Annotated in this window: 14 protein-coding genes; 7 read left to right on the forward strand and 7 right to left on the reverse strand. The window is 67.7% G+C overall.

All coding sequences use genetic code 11. From position 1 onward, the window contains the following. Positions 1-40: 40 nt before the first annotated feature. The 4 genes from MKK49_RS16590 to MKK49_RS16605 all read right to left on the reverse strand — a co-directional run bounded on the left by MKK49_RS16590 (position 41) and on the right by MKK49_RS16605 (position 4,272). The gene (locus MKK49_RS16590) at positions 41-733 is read right to left on the reverse strand and encodes a hypothetical protein (RefSeq protein WP_244030370.1); all 693 of its coding nucleotides are present in this window, start codon (positions 731-733) and stop codon (positions 41-43) included. After that, positions 730-1,710: a hypothetical protein gene (locus MKK49_RS16595; protein ID WP_244030373.1), complete on the reverse strand. Its 981-nt coding sequence runs from the start codon at positions 1,708-1,710 to the stop codon at positions 730-732. The genes MKK49_RS16590 and MKK49_RS16595 overlap by 4 nt, the downstream gene beginning before the upstream one ends. 240 nt (positions 1,711-1,950) lie before the next feature. Further along, positions 1,951-2,982 carry an aspartate-semialdehyde dehydrogenase gene (locus tag MKK49_RS16600; RefSeq protein WP_056094434.1) on the reverse strand — a complete coding sequence of 344 codons (1,032 nt, stop codon included), beginning with the start codon at positions 2,980-2,982 and terminating at the stop codon, positions 1,951-1,953. Positions 2,983-3,261: 279 nt separating this feature from the next. Then, on the reverse strand, positions 3,262-4,272 hold the full coding sequence (locus MKK49_RS16605; protein WP_244030375.1) for an LLM class flavin-dependent oxidoreductase: 1,011 nt from the start codon (positions 4,270-4,272) through the stop codon (positions 3,262-3,264). 248 nt (positions 4,273-4,520) lie between these two features. Between MKK49_RS16605 and MKK49_RS16610 the strand changes: the two genes are divergently transcribed. From MKK49_RS16610 to MKK49_RS16625, 4 genes are all read left to right on the forward strand, one after another. Next, complete coding sequence (locus tag MKK49_RS16610; RefSeq protein WP_244030377.1) at positions 4,521-5,375, forward strand: hypothetical protein; 855 nt, start codon at positions 4,521-4,523, stop codon at positions 5,373-5,375. 105 nt (positions 5,376-5,480) lie between these two features. After that, positions 5,481-5,882 (forward strand): hypothetical protein, encoded by a 402-nt coding sequence (locus MKK49_RS16615; protein ID WP_244030379.1) that lies wholly within the window; start codon positions 5,481-5,483, stop codon positions 5,880-5,882. 137 nt (positions 5,883-6,019) lie between these two features. Next, positions 6,020-6,820, forward strand: coding sequence for a TVP38/TMEM64 family protein (locus tag MKK49_RS16620; RefSeq protein WP_244030381.1), 801 nt, complete (start codon positions 6,020-6,022; stop codon positions 6,818-6,820). 259 nt (positions 6,821-7,079) lie between these two features. Beyond that, positions 7,080-8,558 carry a sensor histidine kinase gene (locus tag MKK49_RS16625; protein ID WP_244030383.1) on the forward strand — a complete coding sequence of 493 codons (1,479 nt, stop codon included), beginning with the start codon at positions 7,080-7,082 and terminating at the stop codon, positions 8,556-8,558. A 3-nt stretch (positions 8,559-8,561) separates the two neighbouring features. Here MKK49_RS16625 and bioB read toward each other — a convergent pair whose 3' ends face one another. Together bioB and MKK49_RS16635 are read right to left on the reverse strand one after the other, a co-directional pair. Continuing rightward, positions 8,562-9,584: a biotin synthase BioB gene (gene bioB / locus MKK49_RS16630; protein ID WP_244030385.1), complete on the reverse strand. Its 1,023-nt coding sequence runs from the start codon at positions 9,582-9,584 to the stop codon at positions 8,562-8,564. Positions 9,585-9,630: 46 nt separating this feature from the next. Next, positions 9,631-10,515 carry a fumarylacetoacetate hydrolase family protein gene (locus tag MKK49_RS16635; protein ID WP_244030387.1) on the reverse strand — a complete coding sequence of 295 codons (885 nt, stop codon included), beginning with the start codon at positions 10,513-10,515 and terminating at the stop codon, positions 9,631-9,633. A gap of 379 nt (positions 10,516-10,894) precedes the next feature. On the opposite strand from MKK49_RS16635, the gene MKK49_RS16640 reads away from it, so the two are divergent. Both MKK49_RS16640 and MKK49_RS24705 read left to right on the forward strand, forming a co-directional pair. After that, on the forward strand, positions 10,895-12,214 hold the full coding sequence (locus MKK49_RS16640) for an OmpP1/FadL family transporter (RefSeq protein ID WP_244030389.1): 1,320 nt from the start codon (positions 10,895-10,897) through the stop codon (positions 12,212-12,214). A 458-nt stretch (positions 12,215-12,672) separates the two neighbouring features. After that, positions 12,673-13,917, forward strand: a complete 1,245-nt coding sequence (locus MKK49_RS24705) for a sensor domain-containing diguanylate cyclase (protein WP_244030391.1) — start codon at positions 12,673-12,675, stop codon at positions 13,915-13,917. A 124-nt stretch (positions 13,918-14,041) separates the two neighbouring features. Here the strand turns inward: MKK49_RS24705 and MKK49_RS16650 are convergent, their stop codons facing one another. Beyond that, positions 14,042-15,844, reverse strand: coding sequence for a PHA/PHB synthase family protein (locus MKK49_RS16650; protein ID WP_244030393.1), 1,803 nt, complete (start codon positions 15,842-15,844; stop codon positions 14,042-14,044). A gap of 147 nt (positions 15,845-15,991) precedes the next feature. On the opposite strand from MKK49_RS16650, the gene MKK49_RS16655 reads away from it, so the two are divergent. Further along, on the forward strand, positions 15,992-16,327 hold the full coding sequence (locus tag MKK49_RS16655) for a hypothetical protein (protein WP_244030395.1): 336 nt from the start codon (positions 15,992-15,994) through the stop codon (positions 16,325-16,327). Positions 16,328-16,481 lie beyond the last annotated feature (154 nt).

Consider the following 16,481-nt stretch of genomic DNA (forward strand, 5'->3'; position numbering starts at 1 on the left):
CCTCGCGACGCCGCCGGCTTTTTCGTGCGCCACCCACGGATCACTCTTCTTCGAGGGGCAGCAATTCTTTGACCCAATGAGGTTCGAGGGGGCTGCCGACGATGTTCTCCGCCTCCCACCGATGTAGGAGGACGGCCAGCCCCGCCCGGTCGTCGGCCATCAGCGGCACGTCGATCAGGCAGAAGCGGTCATATTCCAGCTGATGGATGGGTTCGTCCATGATGCGGCCTGGACGATAGAACCCCCGGGACTTCGCCCACATCGCCCGCGCCGCGTCGAGTTCCCCGAGCGCGATGTGGGCGAAGAGATGCCAATGCGCGTCGAGATATCCAATCGTGGCCCGACGCGTGCGGGCGAATTCGAGGCACGCGCGCGCGGTGCGCAAAGGCCGAAGCGTCGCGAGGGCGTCCGCTTCCACGCGGGTCACGATGTCCGTGTAGATGGTCGGATCGGACCAGTACCAACCTTGCCCTCCCTCGAACCCTGCGGAGCGGCTTATCAGATCATTGCAGCGGCCGAGCCTGTCCCAGGAATAAGCACTGGGCATGAAGAATTCGGACAGGTACCAGCTGACCCGACAGCACTCCGCCCGGCTTGTTCGGTCGATGAGCACCAGCCGTCCGACCGATCCCACCGGTCGGAGCCAAAGCGTATCGCGACCAATTATGGTGAGATCCGAGTTTCTCTCCAAGAGCGGCCGGACGAGGTCCTTGATCTGCTGCTTCGTCGTCAAGGTTGTGGCTTGATCTGAATCATGATGACGCCTCTTGCTTGCGGAAAGTGCTTTTTCGCGGTTCTTGCCAAGCGAAGAGCCCGCTCTGGATCAAGCTCCGCCTCTCCGGTCTTATGATCATATGTGCAAACCATATCTTCTGGAGTCAATTCATAAAGATCGAGACGTACTGACCTTGGTGCACCATAGCGTATCTCGAATCCCGATGTATCGAGGGAGAGTTCAACTTTAACATTAGGATACCCTAATTTCCTAAATGTCGCCGCCACGTCGTAATGGATCAAATTGCCAAGTCTCGTATTATCCAGATGGGGATATAGTGCTCGCAATCGCTTCGCCGCCTCATTCACCACCGCCTGCACCTCGCGATTGAGGGGACACGCCTGATTGAGCATCGTTTGGCTGACCGGTCCGACCCAGATCAACGGATATTTCTTGTCCACATCCGTGGCGAAGTCGTAACGCAGGGCGGTCGTACCGGGCGCCTTCCCGAAACTCGGCCCATGGGCCGCGAGGTAGGTGAACAGGAACGCGGCCGCTTCCAGCGTCGCTGCGACGGCGGGGACAACGACGAACGGCAGGAAGACCGGCTGCACCGTCGCATCGAGTGGCGCACCCGCTCCTAGAAACGTCCCGCGCGAGAGGATCTCGCCGGATTGTCCGTCGCGGATCGTCTGGGTGTCGCCCGAGTTCTCGAACAGGCGGCTGTCGCCGCCGGGGGTGATGACCCGGTGCTGTTCGTCCCCCGCGTCGCGGCGGGAGCGAATGCGCAGGGTGAGGACCTCACCGCCACCATCGAGCAACGTCCGCTGCTGGATCTGCCCGGGCGAACCGTTTCCGCCGCCGGGCGGACTCCATTGTCCGCCGCCGCCCTGACCGGCTGGAACGCGAGGCTGATTCGGGTCGTACTTCCGCATCAGGTGGCGGACGCGGAGCAGCTTCGTCTCCGTGGTCAGGAGGGCGAGGCGAAGCCGCATCTCATCGCGATCATCCGTCGTCCGGGGGCGGAAATCTCGGTCGCGCACTGGCATGACGAACACCTTTGTTCATGAAATGTTCTACCGTAAGATGCATGAAATAGGAAATTATTCTAGGAGATTCGGTTTCGGTCCGTCGACCGCCGAGCGGGTCCCCGAACGCAAAACGCCGCCCCGCGAACGGGACGGCGTCGATCGTGCTCGTCGAGTCCCCGGTCCGTAATGGACCGGGGAGGGGCCTCAGGCGGCCTGATGGCGCGGCAGCAGCTTCCGGTTCACCAGCATCTCGGCGATCTGCACGGTGTTGAGGGCGGCGCCCTTGCGCAGGTTGTCCGACACGCACCAGAACGCCAAGCCGTTCTCCACGGTGGCGTCCTCGCGGATGCGCGAGATGTAGGTGGCGTCCTCGCCCGCCGCCTCGTGCGGGGTCATGTAGCCGCCGGGCTCGCGCTTATCGACCACGAGGATGCCGGGCGCCGAGCGCAGGATCGCCCGGGCCTCGTCGGCCGACATCGGGCTCTCGAACTCGACGTTGACCGCCTCGGCGTGGCCGATGAACACCGGCACGCGGACACAGGTGGCCGTGAGCTTGATCTTCGGGTCGAGCATCTTCTTGGTCTCGGCCATCATCTTCCACTCTTCCTTCGTGAAGCCATCTTCCATGAAGACGTCGATCTGAGGGATGACGTTGAAGGCGATGCGCTTCGGAAACTTCTCCTGCACCATCTGGCCGGCGGTGAAGACCGAGCGGGTCTGCTGGAACAGCTCGTCCATGGCGTCCTTGCCGGCACCCGAGACCGATTGATAGGTCGAGACCACGACGCGCGTGATCTTCGCGACATCGTGGAGCGGCTTCAGGGCAACGACGAGCTGGGCCGTCGAGCAGTTCGGGTTGGCGATGATGTTGAGCTTGGAGAAGCCCAGGATCGCGTCCGGGTTCACCTCGGGCACGATGAGCGGCACGTCCTGGTGGTAGCGGAACGCCGACGAGTTATCGATGACGACGCAGCCGGTCTGACCGATGCGCGGCGACCATTCCTTCGAGGTCTCGCCGCCCGCCGACATCAGGCAGATGTCCGTGTCGGAGAAGTCGTAGGAATCGAGCGCCTGCACCTTCAGGATCTTGTCGCCGAAGGAGACATCCTGCCCCATGGAGCGGCGCGAGGCGATGGCCACCACCTCGTCGGCGGGGAAGGCCCGCTCGGACAGGATATCCAGCATCTCGCGGCCCACATTGCCCGTGGCACCGACGACGGCGACCTTGTAACCCATGATCCTCACCACTCCGCTCGAAGCGCCCGATCCCGGGACGGCGCTCGACTGAAGCCAAGCGGCAGCGTTCGGGACCTGGGCGCCGTCCTAAGGGCCTCCTCACCGTGCGCCGCACCACCCGGGACGGGCAGCGCGGCTGCCTGCCGGCCGCGGAGGTCGCACATCCCGGGACATCCGGCATGCCGTCCCATGCCGCGTTGCGGCATGAGTCGTGAAGCGCGGGAGCAAGACGCCTTGCCCCCGGGCCTGTCAAGGGTTCACCACTCCCGGGAGGGGTGTTCAGGCGACGCGGGCGGGCCGGTGTTCCAGGCCGTCGCGCACCTCGGCGAGGAGCGCGTAGGAGCGCCGGCGTGCCGCCGGATCGTGGATCGCCGACGCCACCATGAGTTCGTCCGCGCCCGTCTCGGCGACGAGGTCGGCGAGCCCGCGCGCGATGGTCTCGGGCGATCCGACGAGGGAGCGGGCCAGCATCCGGGAGGCCTGCGCCTTTTCCGATGCCGACCAGTAGGTCTCGATGTCGTCGAGGGGCGGCTGCAGTAGGCCCCGCGTGCCGCGCAGGAGGTGGGTGAATTGCTGCTGGGCCGAGGTGAACAGCCGCCGCGCCGCCGCATCGGTCTCCGCCGCTACCACGTTGACGCCGATCATCGCATGCGGTGCCGCCAACTGGGGGGAGGGGACGAAGTTCGCCCGGTAGGTCGCCAGGGCCGGCAGCAGGGCGTCGGGCGCGAAATGCGACGCGAAGGCGTAGGGCAGGCCGAAGGCGGCGGCGAGCTGCGCGCCGAACAGGCTCGATCCGAGAATCCACAGGGGCACCTTCAACCCGGTGCCGGGCACGGCCTGCACCGTCTGGCCGGGCTGGAGATCGCCGAACAGGGCCTGCAGTTCGCGGACATCCTGCGGGAAGGTGTCGGCCGCCTCGGGCGCGCGGCGCAGGGCCCTGGAGGTGCGCGGATCGGTGCCCGGCGCGCGGCCGAGGCCGAGGTCGATCCGGCCGGGATACAGGGCCTCGAGGGTGCCGAACTGCTCGGCGATCACCAGGGGCGAATGGTTCGGCAGCATGATGCCGCCGGCCCCGACCCGGATGGTGCGCGTACCGGCCGCGAGATAGCCGACCACCACCGCCGTCGCCGCGCTGGCGATGCCGATCATGTTGTGGTGCTCGGCCACCCAGTAGCGCCGATAGCCGAGGTCTTCGGTGTGGCGGGCGAGCGCGAGGGCGTTGCGCAGGGCATCGCCCGGGGTCGCCCCTTCCGGCACCGGCGCGAGGTCGAGGACGGAAAGCGGAATCATCGTGTGGCTGTCCTTCATCGATCCGGAAGACGGATCGCAATACCCCCGTCCATGAGATCGCGACGGGTGCGCGCGGGCGCAAGCGCCCCCCGTCATGCCGTCATCGCATGGGTCGAGCCCGCGACGCTTAAGCAGCGATTCACCGCGACTCGGGAAAACCGCCGCCGCCGCGCCCTGTCGAAACCGGATCGTACCGGCCGGCCTGCAAGGATCGCCGCAATGGGCGGTCCCGAGCGGAGGCGGTGCGGTTGCGGCAGATCACCACGAGCGACGACAGAACGCCGGAGACCGGCCCGGCCGATCCCCGGCGGCGCCCGGCGGCGGCCCTGCGGATTCTCCCGCGCCTCGCCTGTGCCGCGGCCATCATCGCCGGGTTGAGCCTGCTCGCGCGCGAGACCCGTCCGCAGGGCGCGAGGTCCGAGCGCGACGCTCCGGCGGCCGTCTCGGAGGCGCCGGCACCCTTCGTCCCGAGCGTGAGCCTCGCCGTCCGGCCGGCGATGCCGAGTGCCGTCGCGGCGCCGCGCTTCCGCCTCGACGATTCCGGGGCCGGGGAGCCGGCCCGGACCGAGGCCGTGCGCCTCGATTCCGCCAGCGGCCGGCGCGAGGAAACCCTGAGCCTCGGCGCCTTCCCCAACATCGAGGCGCCCTACCTGCGCGTCACCGTCGGCGAGGCCGGGCCGGGCGACCCGGCCGGACGCCTGTTCATCACCCTCGCCCGGCGCGCCGCGGACGGCCCCGGACTATCGGTGATCCGCACGGGCGAGCGCGGGCGCATCGAGACGAAGTTCGGCGCCGTCGAGACCCTGGAGGCGACGGTCAGCGGCCCCCTCGACCGGATCTGCACGGGCTTTGCCGGCTCGGCCGGCGCGGCCCTCCGGTTCGACGGCTGGCTCTGCGCGCCCCTCGGCCAGGCGCCGGAGCCCCGCGCCGTGGCCTGTGCCGTCGATGCCCTCATGGCCACCGCGCCGGACACGCCAGGCTTTTCCGGACGGCGCGATCCCGCCTGCCGTCCGCCGCCGGATACCCGGACGGGCTCCCTCGCCACGGGCAGCGCACGAAAAAATGAGGCCAGAATGCGGCGCAATACGCAAGCGCAGCCTTAATCGTGGAACCAAGGCGGGGCTCGAACGTCAACCCCACATACGAATGGCCGAGTTTCTTAACGAGTTCGGCCTACACAATCGCTCCAGATTTACACAAGGTGCATCATGCGCTCTGCCACGATTGCCCTGATGGGCGCCCTGACCCTCGCCGGCGTCGGCCTCAACACCGCCGCCGAAGCGCAAGGGCGCTATGCCCCCGCCGGCGTGCGCGTGAGCCAGCCGCTCCCGATCCGCATCCGCCCGCGCAGCTGGCTCGATGCCGGCAACGTCGTGGAGGCGAACAACGGCTCCGTGAGCAACCCGGCCACGAACCCGCAACTCATCACGGCGAGCTACCTGAACTCCCCGCCCTACGGCCGCAACGACCGCTTCGGCACCGGCATCCTCGCCGATCCGATCACCAACGGCCCGTTCATCGGCGCCCGGTCGAGCGCGATCCGCAACATCGACTTCTCGCCCCTCGACCCGATCCTCGATCCGACCTCCCCCCTGGCCGGCCGCTACTGAGCGGACGGCACCGTTTCGAGCGAGCAAGGCGTCGTCCCCCGGGACGGCGCCTTTTTCGTATGTCCGAAGGCGGTTGAAATCGCGCCGGTGTGCGACGACAACCACGCACCTTCGCAGGCCGATCGGACGGACCCGACATGACACGAGAGGACACGCCGCCGGAGGTGCCGCCTCGGCCGACCTGGCGACGGACCCTGCGCTGGCTGCCGCTCGGTCTGCTGGTCATGGCCTCCCTGGCGATCCTCGTCTCCGGCGTAGCCCACCTTCTCGATCTCGACCGCCTCCTCGCCTCGCGGGCCTGGCTGAGCGCCGCCGTGGCCGAGAACCCAATCCAGGCCATGGCCGTGGCAGCCCTCGCCTATGTGGGGGCCGTGGTGGTTTCCGTCCCGGCCAGCCTGTTCCTCACGGTCCTGTGCGGGTTTCTCTTCGGCATCGTGCCCGGCGCCCTCATCGCCGTCGCCTCGGCGAGCACGGGTGCGGCCATCGTGTTCTCCATCGGCCGGGGTCCGGCGTCGGAACTCCTGCGGCGTCGCGCCGGTCCCCGCCTCGCCGGCCTCGCCGCGGGGTTCCGGCGGGACGCCTTCGGCTACATCGCCTTCCTGCGGCTTCTGCCGATCTTCCCGTTCTGGCTGACCAACCTCGCGCCCGCCGCCTTCGGCGTTCCCCTGCGCACCTTCCTCCTTGCGACGATCGTCGGCCTCAGCCCCGGCGCCCTGGTCTACGCCACCACGGGGGCCGCCATCGAGGACGTCGTCGCCACCCATGAGGCGGCCCGGGCGGCCTGTCACGCGGCGGCAGGGCTCGACTGCGCGCAAACCCTCACCCTGCGGAGCCTGATCACGCCCAAGATGGTCGCCGGTCTCGGCGCCCTGGCGGGCTTCGCCCTGCTGTCCGTCGTCCTGCGGCGCCGCCTCACCCGCCAAGCGCTGTCCGGTTGATCGCGTCGCGATGCGGGACGATGCCCATGAGGCACGGACGCATGTCCGCGCATGCATTTATAATCCATCGCACGGCCCGAGTTTATTCCGGTCCACCACACCCTTAGCCATGCATCCATTTGGCTTCACACGCATTGCGCTTGGGGCGACCCGTCGTTCGACAGCATCGAACGACCGATCGGCGCATCCGAGGCTCACCCCCTCGCCGATCGTCCTGCTTCAAGACTCTCCCGCGGGCCAGCCGGGGTCGGAAATCTCGATGAAACCGCGCTCGGAACTGGAGGCCATGCAGACGGGATCGTCCTTCACCGCCGAGGAGACACCAGCGACCGGGACGCAGGCCGCCTGGGTCTCCCGTCGCCTCGGCCTCTCGGGCCGGGTGTTCCTGCTCACCATCGCCCTCGTGGGCCTGTGCGAGATCCTGATCTACGTGCCGACGGTGGCGAACTACCGGGTGATGTGGCTGTCGGACCGGATCGCGGCGGCCTATGTGGCGGCCCTCGTGATCGACGCGACGCCGGATCACACCGTCTCGGTCGACCTCACCGAACGCATTCTGACCGGCGTCGGCGCCCAGGCGGTGATCGTCACCAGCGGCGATGCCCGCAGGATCATCGCGCGCGCGCCGCTGTCGGACAGCGTGTCCCGGGTGGTCGATCTCCGGTCCAACCCCTGGACCCACTCCATCGCCGGCGCGTGGGCGACCCTGTTCCAGCCGGCACCGACGCCGATCCGGGTCATCGGCAAGTACCGCGAGGGGTTCGATCCGGTGGAGGTCGTCCTCGACGAGGCGCCCCTGCGCCGCGCCATGGCGGCCTTCTGCCTGCGGCTGCTGGGGACCTCCCTGACCATCGCCGCCGTCGTCGCCGGCCTCGTCTTCCTCGTGCTGCAGCGGGCCATCGTGCGGCCCGTGCGCCTGCTGGTCAGCAACATCACGAGCTTCGCCGACGAACCGGAAGAGACCGGGCGGGTCATCGTCCCGTCGGGGCGCAACGACGAGATCGGCGATGCCGAGGTGGCGCTGGCCCGCATGGAGGCGGCCCTCGCCGCCGAGTTGCGGGCCAAGCGCCACCTGGCCGATCTCGGCCTCTCCGTGAGCAAGATCAACCACGAGATGCGCAACCTGCTGACCACGGCGCAGCTCCTCGGCGACCGCCTCGAAGGCGTGGCCGACCCGGCGGTGCAGCGCGTGGCGCCCCGCCTGGTGACGACCCTGGGGCGGGCGATCCGGTTCTGCGAGGAGACCCTGGCCTACGGACGGGCGACGGAGCGCAATCCCCAGCAGCGTACGGTCCCCCTGGCGCCGATCCTCGCGGACCAGGCGGACATGTCCGGTCGGGAGCCGGATTCCCCCGTCGTCATCCGGGAACGCTGCGCGCCCGACATCACCGTCCACACCGATCCGGAGCAGCTTTCGCGGGCCCTGGCCAACCTCGTGCGCAACGCCGTGCAGGCTCTCTCGGCCGAGGGCGGGAACAGCGCCCCCCGGATCAGCCTCGAGGCCCGGCGGACGGACGGCAGCGTGACGATCCTGGTGATCGACAACGGTCCCGGCCTGCCGGCGCGGGCGCGGGCGCACCTGTTCGAGCCGTTCAAGGGCTCGACCCGGCCCGGCGGCACCGGCCTCGGCCTGGCCATCGCCGCCGAACTGATCGAGCTCAACGGGGGCACCATCACGCTCGATCAGGCGGAGGCGGGCGTCTGCTTCCGGATCACCATGCCGGCGGGGAAGGCGTAGGGGCTACTCGGCCGCCGCCAGGGTCAGGCCCGGGACCGTGATGCCGATGTCGCGCAGCAGCTCGGCGTCGGCGTCGGTCTCGTTGTTGGCCGTGGTCAGCAAGCGCTCGCCGTAGAAGATCGAGTTGGCGCCGGCGAGAAAGCACAGGATCTGCGCCTCGCGGGTGAGGTCCTTGCGCCCGGCGCTGAGGCGCACGCGGGCGCGCGGCATCACGATGCGGGCGGTGGCGCACATGCGCACGAGGTCGAGGGGATCGACGGCCGGTCGCGCCTCCAGGGGGGTGCCGGCGACGGCCACGAGGGCGTTGATCGGCACGCTCTCGGGGTGCGGGGCGTGATTGGCCAGCACCTGCAGCATGGCGGCGCGATCCTTCACGCCCTCGCCCATGCCGACGATGCCCCCGCAACAGACGCCGATGCCGGCGTCGCGCACGTTCCGGAGGGTGTCCAGGCGATCCGCGTAGGTCCGGGTCGAGATGATGTCGCCGTAGAACTCGGGCCCGGTGTCGAGGTTGTGGTTGTAGGAGGTGAGGCCGGCTTCCGCGAGGCGCGTCGCCTGCGAGGGGTTGAGCATGCCCAGCGTCACGCAGGCTTCCATGCCGAGGTTGCGTACGCCCCGCACCATGGCGAGCACGGCGTCGAACTCCGGCCCGTCCTTGGGCTGGCGCCACGCCGCGCCCATGCAGAAGCGATGCGCCCCCGACGCCTTGGCGGCGGCGGCCTCGCGCAGCACGGCATCCACCGGCATCAGCCGCTCGCGCGGCACCCCGGCCTCCTTGTGGTGGGCCGATTGCGGGCAGTAGGCGCAATCCTCGGGGCAGCCGCCGGTCTTGATCGACAGCAGGGCCGCCCGCTGGATGTCGGCCGGATCGTTGTGCGCGCGGTGGACCTCCGCCGCCCGGTAGACGAGGTCGAGGAGCGGCAGGTCGTGGATCGCCTGGATCTCGGCCACGGTCCAATCGTGCCGGATCGCGGAGGTCGCCAGGGCGGGGCGGGGAGCGGAAAGCTCGGTCATCGTCTCGATCATGGCTCCAGAAGGCGAATCCCGGCCGGAAAATCAAGCCTGGGCGCGATCAGTGGGTCGGCTCGCCCGCCGCCACCTTGGCGGTCCAGTCGTCGAAGGCCACCACCTCCTGGCGCTGGGTGCCGAGGCCGTCGATGCCCAGCGTGATCACGTCGCCGTTCCTGAGGAAGCGCGGCGGCTTAACGCCCATGCCGACGCCCGGCGGCGTGCCGGTGGTGATGACGTCGCCCGGCATCAGCATCATGAAGTGCGACAGGTAGGCGACGATCTGGGCGACGCCGAAGATCATCGTCGCCGTCGAACCGGTCTGCATCCGCTCGCCGTTCACGTCGAGCCATAGGCCGAGAGCGTCGAGGCGCGGGATCTCGTCCAGGGTGACCAGCCAGGGGCCGAGGGGGCCGAAGGTCGGGCAGCCCTTGCCCTTGGTCCAGGTGCCGCCGCGTTCGAGCTGGTATTCGCGCTCCGACAGGTCGTTGCAGAGGCACACGCCCGCCACGTAGGACAGCGCCTCGTTGGCGTGGACGTAGGACGCGCGCGCGCCGACCACGATGGCGAGTTCCACCTCCCAGTCGGTCTTCGCCGAGCCCTTGGGGAGGATCACCCGGTCGTTCGGCCCGACGATGCAGGACGGCGCCTTGTTGAACACGATGGGTTCGGCCGGGATGTCGGCGCCGATCTCGGCGGCATGGTCGGCGTAGTTGAGGCCGATCGCGATAAAGTTGCCGGTGGCCCCGACGCAGGGGCCGAGGCGCGTGTCCGGCGCCAGCAGGGGCAGGCTCGCCGGATCAATGACGCGCAGGCGGTCGAGCCCCTCCCGCGAGAGGGCGAGTCCCGCGATGTCCCGCACGTGCCCCGACAGGTCGCGCAGGCCGCCCGCGGCGTCCACGAGCCCCGGCTTCTCGTCGCCGCTCGCACCATGCCGAATCAGTTTCATCGCGCACTCCCTCGTGGCTCCGGGAGGACGCCATGGCCCACCCGCACCTCCGCCGCAAGGGTGACGAAAACGGCGCCGGACGAAAAACCCACGGTCCGGTGTCGCCGGAATGCGACACCCCTCGACGGAAACGGGCGGCGGATCACTTTTGCGGGAAGTCCCGGAACAATCGCGAGAAAGTTTACATCTAAACCAAAATCACCGGCCATCGAACGGATACACGAAGGCCAGGATAATTACTCAGCAATAGAAATATAAATCAATTATAGATGAAATAAATACTTGTTATTCATTCGATTGCGAAGTCGCGGCAAGTACGCCACTCTGCCCCTCAAGATGCCGGTTTCGAGCATCATTTCGACGATTGGGGAGCAGATCCATGGCAGGTACGATTCGGTCCATCGCCCGCGCGGGCGTCTCGTCGGCGATCCTGCTGGGCGGGATCGCGGGCGCCTCCGCCGGCGCGTTCGGCATCCGCGAGCAGAGCACGCAGGCTCAGGGCGAGGCCTTCGCCGGGGCCGCCGCCGGCTCGGGCGGCGTCTCGTCGATGTTCTGGAACCCGGCCGCCGTGACCATGCGGCCCGGCTGGGTCACGGAGCAGAACCTCACCTTCATCGGCCTGTCCGGGCACATCACCCCGCAGGCCGGCACCAACCCGGGTTTCCTGCCGCTGGGCGGCAGCAACGACATCGGCCAGGGTGCCGTGGTGCCCTCGGGCGCCACCTCGTACCAGCTCAGCGACCGGGTCTGGATCGGCATCCAGACGGGCGCCCCGTTCGGCCTGGTGACCAAGCCCCGCAACGTCTGGGCCGGCGAACTCTACGGCCGCTCCAACCGGATCTTCACCCTCGCCTTCAACCCGGTGATCGGCTTCAAGGTCAACGAGTGGCTCTCCGTCGCCGCAGGCCCGAACATCGAGTATTTCCGCCTCACCCTGCGCCAGGCGGTGCCGCTGCCCATCAACCCGGCGGCCCTGCCGAGCTCGTTCCTCAAGGGCGATTCGTGGGGCGTCGGCTTCACGGCGGGCGCCCTCGTCACCCCGTGGGCGGGCACGGCCTTCGGCGTCGGCTACCGCTCCTCGGTCCATCACGACATCGAGGGCTCCATCGGCGTGCCGCTCCTGGCCCTGGCGCCGCTCGGCGGCCAGGTCCGGGCCAATCTCAACACGCCGGAGAAGCTCAGCGTCGGCCTGACCCAGGCAGTCTCGCCCGTGGCCCGTGTCAGCCTCGGGTTCGAGTGGGACAACTGGACCCGGCTCGGGACCATCGGCATCGTCTCGAAGACCCGCGGCGTGCCGGTGAGCGTCCTGCCCCTGAACTACAAGGACGGGTTCACCTACTCCATCGGCGGCGAGTACGACTGGTCGCCGGCCCTGACGCTCCGCGCCGGTGTGGCCTACGAGGAATCGCCCATCGACTTCTCCAACCGCTCCGTGCGCCTGCCGGACACCGACCGCGTCAACGTCTCGGTCGGCGCGAGCTACCGCTGGAGCGAGAAGCTGACCCTGAACGTCGCCTACTCGCACCTGTTCCTCGACAAGGCCCGCATCCTGTCGGGGGTGGGCCGCGACTACAACGTCCAGAACATCGCCTTCGCGGGCGTGGCCGACGGCAGCGCCGACCTCGTGTCGGTGGGCTTCCGCTACGTGTTCGGGGACGTGGCGGTGGCTGCCCCGGCGCCGATCGTGCGCAAGTACTGAAGGCGCGGATTTCAGGCGGGCGGCGGAACCGGTTCGGTCCTGCCGCCCGCCTCCCCGTGGACGCTGTCCGATCCGAGACGCACGCCGCTCGGGACCGTCCGAATACGGGACAGCATCGAAAGATCGTCGGCAGACCAATCGAACGCGCACATGGGCCGAAGACCCTTCAGTCGTTGCACGCGAGAGACGATCCTGCAGACAGTCAACCCACTCCCTCGAAGAGGCGACATTCCTAATCTGAAATTAAAGGCCGAAGTTCGACAAATCTATTTGCCGAATCAATGATCAAGAGATGCGAACGCTTCTTATGAGACTAAAAGATGAATTAAGTAATCATAATATTATATATATTTATTATGTAGATACAAAATCATTCAAATAAAAGTCTCCCATCAATCAAATGTTATTTTCGGCCGTGCTACGACCCAGCGGTGGTTGTCCCATCAGGTGGGTGCGCTGTGAATGTCGAAGACCTGAACGCCTGGCTGGCGCGATACCAATCGTTCGGACTCGTCCGTCTGCCGGGCGCACTGGAGGCAACGTTCGCGAGGGAGGAGCGCGAACCACAGCGCCGGATCGGTCTGGTGGGAGTGTCGCTCGGCACCCTGTACTTCCTGCTGTTGATGGTTCTCGACTGGGACATTGACCGCGATCTATTCTGGACCAGCTTTGTCCTGCGTCTCGGCATCGCGATCCCGATTAACTGCTCCATGATCTGGATCTTGCTCGATCCCGAACGTCGTGCCGCGACCTATCAGGCAGCCGCTTCCATCGCGGCGGGCATGGCGTGTGTCACCTTCTCGATCCTTTTCGCACAGTCGTACAAACTGGCGGCCCTGACGTATCTCAGTGCCAACATCATTGTGATGGGCTTCACGATCAACCTATTGGGGCTGTCGACACTCGCCTCTGCGATCGTCTGCGGCGTGAGCCTTTCCAGCATGCTCACTGCGGTCACGCTGTCGCCGATCTCCAACGGCGCCGTCGTCACGACCTATGCGCTCGTCGGGGCAATGGTAGCGTTCACCAGTATCCTGGCAAACCACTGTCTCCAGAACGAACGACGCCGCAACTACGCAACGATGCTCCGGGAGGAAATCCATCTCGAGCAGATCGCCCGCCAGCAGGCCATGATGGAGAAGCTGGCCGCGATCGATCCGTTGACCCAGATCGCGAACCGTCGCGGCTTCGATGCGCAACTGGACGATGCCCTCGCGCACTCGATCCACGGCAACCTGTCCGTGGCGATGATCGATATCGATTACTTCAAGCGATTCAACGACACGTACGGCCACCCCAAAGGAGACGAGGTGTTGTGCTCCGTAGCGCTCTGCCTGTCGCAAGCCTGCGGATCGCTCGCCCTGGTCGGCAGAATGGGCGGTGAGGAATTCGCGATCGCAGCGGTCGACATGCGGATGGAAGCCTTTCACCCCCTGGCAGAACGGCTTTGCCGTGCGGTGGAAGCACTTGGCATCACCCATCGGAACAACGACGCGGCGCCGGTCGTCACCGTCAGCATGGGATTGGCCAGCGGCTCCGCCGTGGATCGACGGGCGTGCAGGGCGCTGTTTCAGGCGGCGGACGAAGCCCTCTATGAGGCGAAAACATCCGGACGCAATCGCATCGTCGCATCGACGGACCACGGACAGGCCACACCGGAGGTGCGGCTACCCGCCGTCATCCAGCCGTCGCTCGAACACTGACCCCCCTCTACAACCACCCACGACGAGGTTCACCGGCGGGGTGCCGGGCGCCGGATCGGGTCGGCACGAACCGCTTTCCCGTGCCCCTCGGTATCCCGGTCCGGCACGCTGACCCGCCCGGCGTTCACGCCTTCATCCGCACATACGTTCCCGGGGCCGGCCCGAGGGACGGCAGGCCGGCCTCGCCCGGCACCCGCGCCGGCACCCGCGTGGGGGCCTGATGGTCCAGCCAGGAGAACCAGTACGGCCACCACGAACCCTTGGTCTCGGTGGCGGCCGAGATCCACTCCTCCAGGGTCCCGCTCACGGGACCGCCGGTCCAGAAGCCGTATTTCGGCTTGGCGGGCGGATTGACCACGCCGGCGATGTGACCCGAGCCGGCGAGCACGTAATCGACGGGTCCGCCGAATTTGCTCGACCCCTCGAACACCGACAGGGCGGGGGCGATGTGGTCCTCGCGGGTGGCGAGGTTGAAGACCGGGACCGTGACCTTCTTCAGGTCGAGGCGGACGTTGCCGAGCATCATCCTGCCCTGGGCCAGGGTGTTCTCGAGGTAGCAGTTGCGCAGGTAGAACGAGTGGTTGGCCGCCGGCATCCGGGTCGCGTCGGCGTTCCAGTACAGGAGGTCGAAGGGCATCGGCGCCTTGCCCTTCACGTAGTTGTTGACGACGTAGGACCAGATCAGGTCGTTGGGCCGCAACATGTTGAAGGCGGTCGCCATGCCGGTGCCCTCGAGGTAGCCGCGCTTCTTCATGCGGGCCTCGATGAGGCGGATCTGAGCCTCGTCGGCGAACACCTTCAGGTCGCCCGCATGGGTGAAATCGACCTGGGTGGTGAGGAAGGTGGCGCTCTTGATGCGCTTGTTGCCGGTGGCCGCCTGCATCGCCAGGGTGACGGCGAGCAGGGTGCCGCCGACGCAGTAGCCCGCCGCCGCCACCTCGCTCTCGCCCGTGGCGATCCCGATGGCGTCGATGGCCGCCTCGATGCCCTCGCGCATGTAGCTCTCGAAATCCTTGTCGGCGTGGCGCTCGTCCGGGTTCACCCACGAGATGCAGAACACCGTCAGGCCCTGCGCGACCATCCAGGCGATGAGGCTTTTGGCCGGGTTGAGATCGAGGATGTAGAACTTGTTGATCCACGGCGGCACGATGAGGAACGGGCGCTTGATCACCGTCTCGGTGGTGGGCGCGTACTGGATGAGTTCCATCAGGTCGTTGCGGAACACCACCTCGCCGGGCGTCACCGCCACGTTGACGCCGACCTCGAAGCCCGCCGCCGGGTCGGTCTGGCGCACGCGCAGCTGGCCCTTGCCGGCCTCGATGTCCTCGGCGAGCATCTTCATGCCGCGAACGAGGTTGGCGCCGTTCTCGTCCAGGGTGTGGCGGATGAGTTCGGGGTTGGTCATCACGAAGTTCGACGGCGACAGGGCGCCGACGATCTGGCGCAGGTAGAACTGCGCCTTGTGCCGGGTGTGCTCGTCGATCCCGTCGGCCTCGTCCACCAGCCCTTCCGCCCAGCGCGAGGTGATGAGGTAGCTCTGCTTGATGAAGTCGAAGACCGGGTTCGTCGACCACTCGGCATGGGCGAAGCGCGTGTCCTTGGCCTCCGGCACGGCGACGGGCTGGGCCGCCTCGCCCTGGAAGCGGTTCCAGGTCTGGCCCCACAGGCTGATGAAGGCCTCGCTCAGCTTGGCCTGGGCCTCGACGGTCTTCTGCGGGTCGACCAGCCAGCGCTCGGCCACGGTGCCCAGCGTCCGCACGACGTCGTTGACCTCCTCGGGCGGCTCGGGCGAGGCGTTCAGGGCATCGACGTCCGTGGCCGGCTTCATATAGACGGCGGCGGCGCGCCCGAATTCCTCCATGAGCCGGCTGGCATTGCGCGACAGGGCGTCGATGTCGGGCAGCGGCGTCGTCCGTTCGGTCGTCACGCGTGCTTCTCTCCCTAGCCGGAGGCGCGTTCGCGAGAGACCGGCACCGGGTGGGCGACGGCGGCTCGGGGCCTCGTTTCCGACAAATTAACGCGGCATCGCGAACTTACGCCAGACCGCATCGCATTTCATCGGCCCCCATCCGTCATGAACAGGCCCTCGATTCACGCCGCCGCGACCGGCGCCTGCCTCCTTGCCGTGGCGGGCCTCGCAGGCGCGTGCTCGAGCGACCTCAACCCCCTTAAGGCTGCCTACCAGCCGGGGCCGGCGGCCCCTGCCTTCGTCGCCGAGTCGCGCAAGGAGGGCGGCGATTTCCTGCCCGTGGGCGTCTCGGCGCCCGCCCGCCCGATCCGGGCGAAATCGGCCGAAGGCACCAAGGCCCTGGAGGCCGAACTCGTGGGCGCGCGGGGCCGCAACGAAGCGCAGGGGCGCTCGGCCGAGAGTGCCGGCCGCGCCACCCGGCCGGCCTCCGCGACACCCTGAAGCATCCGCCACGGCTGCCGGAAACGAACTTTCCTTGGGGTCGGCGCCAAAAAGATAACGGTCGGCGCGAAACGCGCGAGGTGATAGACCACGCCGGTATCTCCGGGTGATGACAGCCCCTTCCTTTTCGCGCGCCTCGGTCCCGATCCGCGCC

Origin of the sequence: Methylobacterium sp. J-090, from assembly GCF_022829345.1 — a bacterium.
Lineage (GTDB): Bacteria > Pseudomonadota > Alphaproteobacteria > Rhizobiales > Beijerinckiaceae > Methylobacterium.

Coding starts and splice junctions, on each gene's coding strand:
- MKK49_RS16595 (WP_244030373.1), bottom strand. CDS start 1,710: ATGCGGCTTCGCCTCGCCCTCCTGACCACGGAGACGAAGCTGCTCCGC.
- MKK49_RS16600 (WP_056094434.1), bottom strand. CDS start 2,982: ATGGGTTACAAGGTCGCCGTCGTCGGTGCCACGGGCAATGTGGGCCGC.
- MKK49_RS16605 (WP_244030375.1), bottom strand. CDS start 4,272: ATGATTCCGCTTTCCGTCCTCGACCTCGCGCCGGTGCCGGAAGGGGCG.
- MKK49_RS16615 (WP_244030379.1), top strand. CDS start 5,481: ATGCGCTCTGCCACGATTGCCCTGATGGGCGCCCTGACCCTCGCCGGC.
- MKK49_RS16620 (WP_244030381.1), top strand. CDS start 6,020: ATGACACGAGAGGACACGCCGCCGGAGGTGCCGCCTCGGCCGACCTGG.
- MKK49_RS16625 (WP_244030383.1), top strand. CDS start 7,080: ATGAAACCGCGCTCGGAACTGGAGGCCATGCAGACGGGATCGTCCTTC.
- bioB (WP_244030385.1), bottom strand. CDS start 9,584: ATGATCGAGACGATGACCGAGCTTTCCGCTCCCCGCCCCGCCCTGGCG.
- MKK49_RS16635 (WP_244030387.1), bottom strand. CDS start 10,515: ATGAAACTGATTCGGCATGGTGCGAGCGGCGACGAGAAGCCGGGGCTC.
- MKK49_RS16640 (WP_244030389.1), top strand. CDS start 10,895: ATGGCAGGTACGATTCGGTCCATCGCCCGCGCGGGCGTCTCGTCGGCG.
- MKK49_RS16655 (WP_244030395.1), top strand. CDS start 15,992: ATGAACAGGCCCTCGATTCACGCCGCCGCGACCGGCGCCTGCCTCCTT.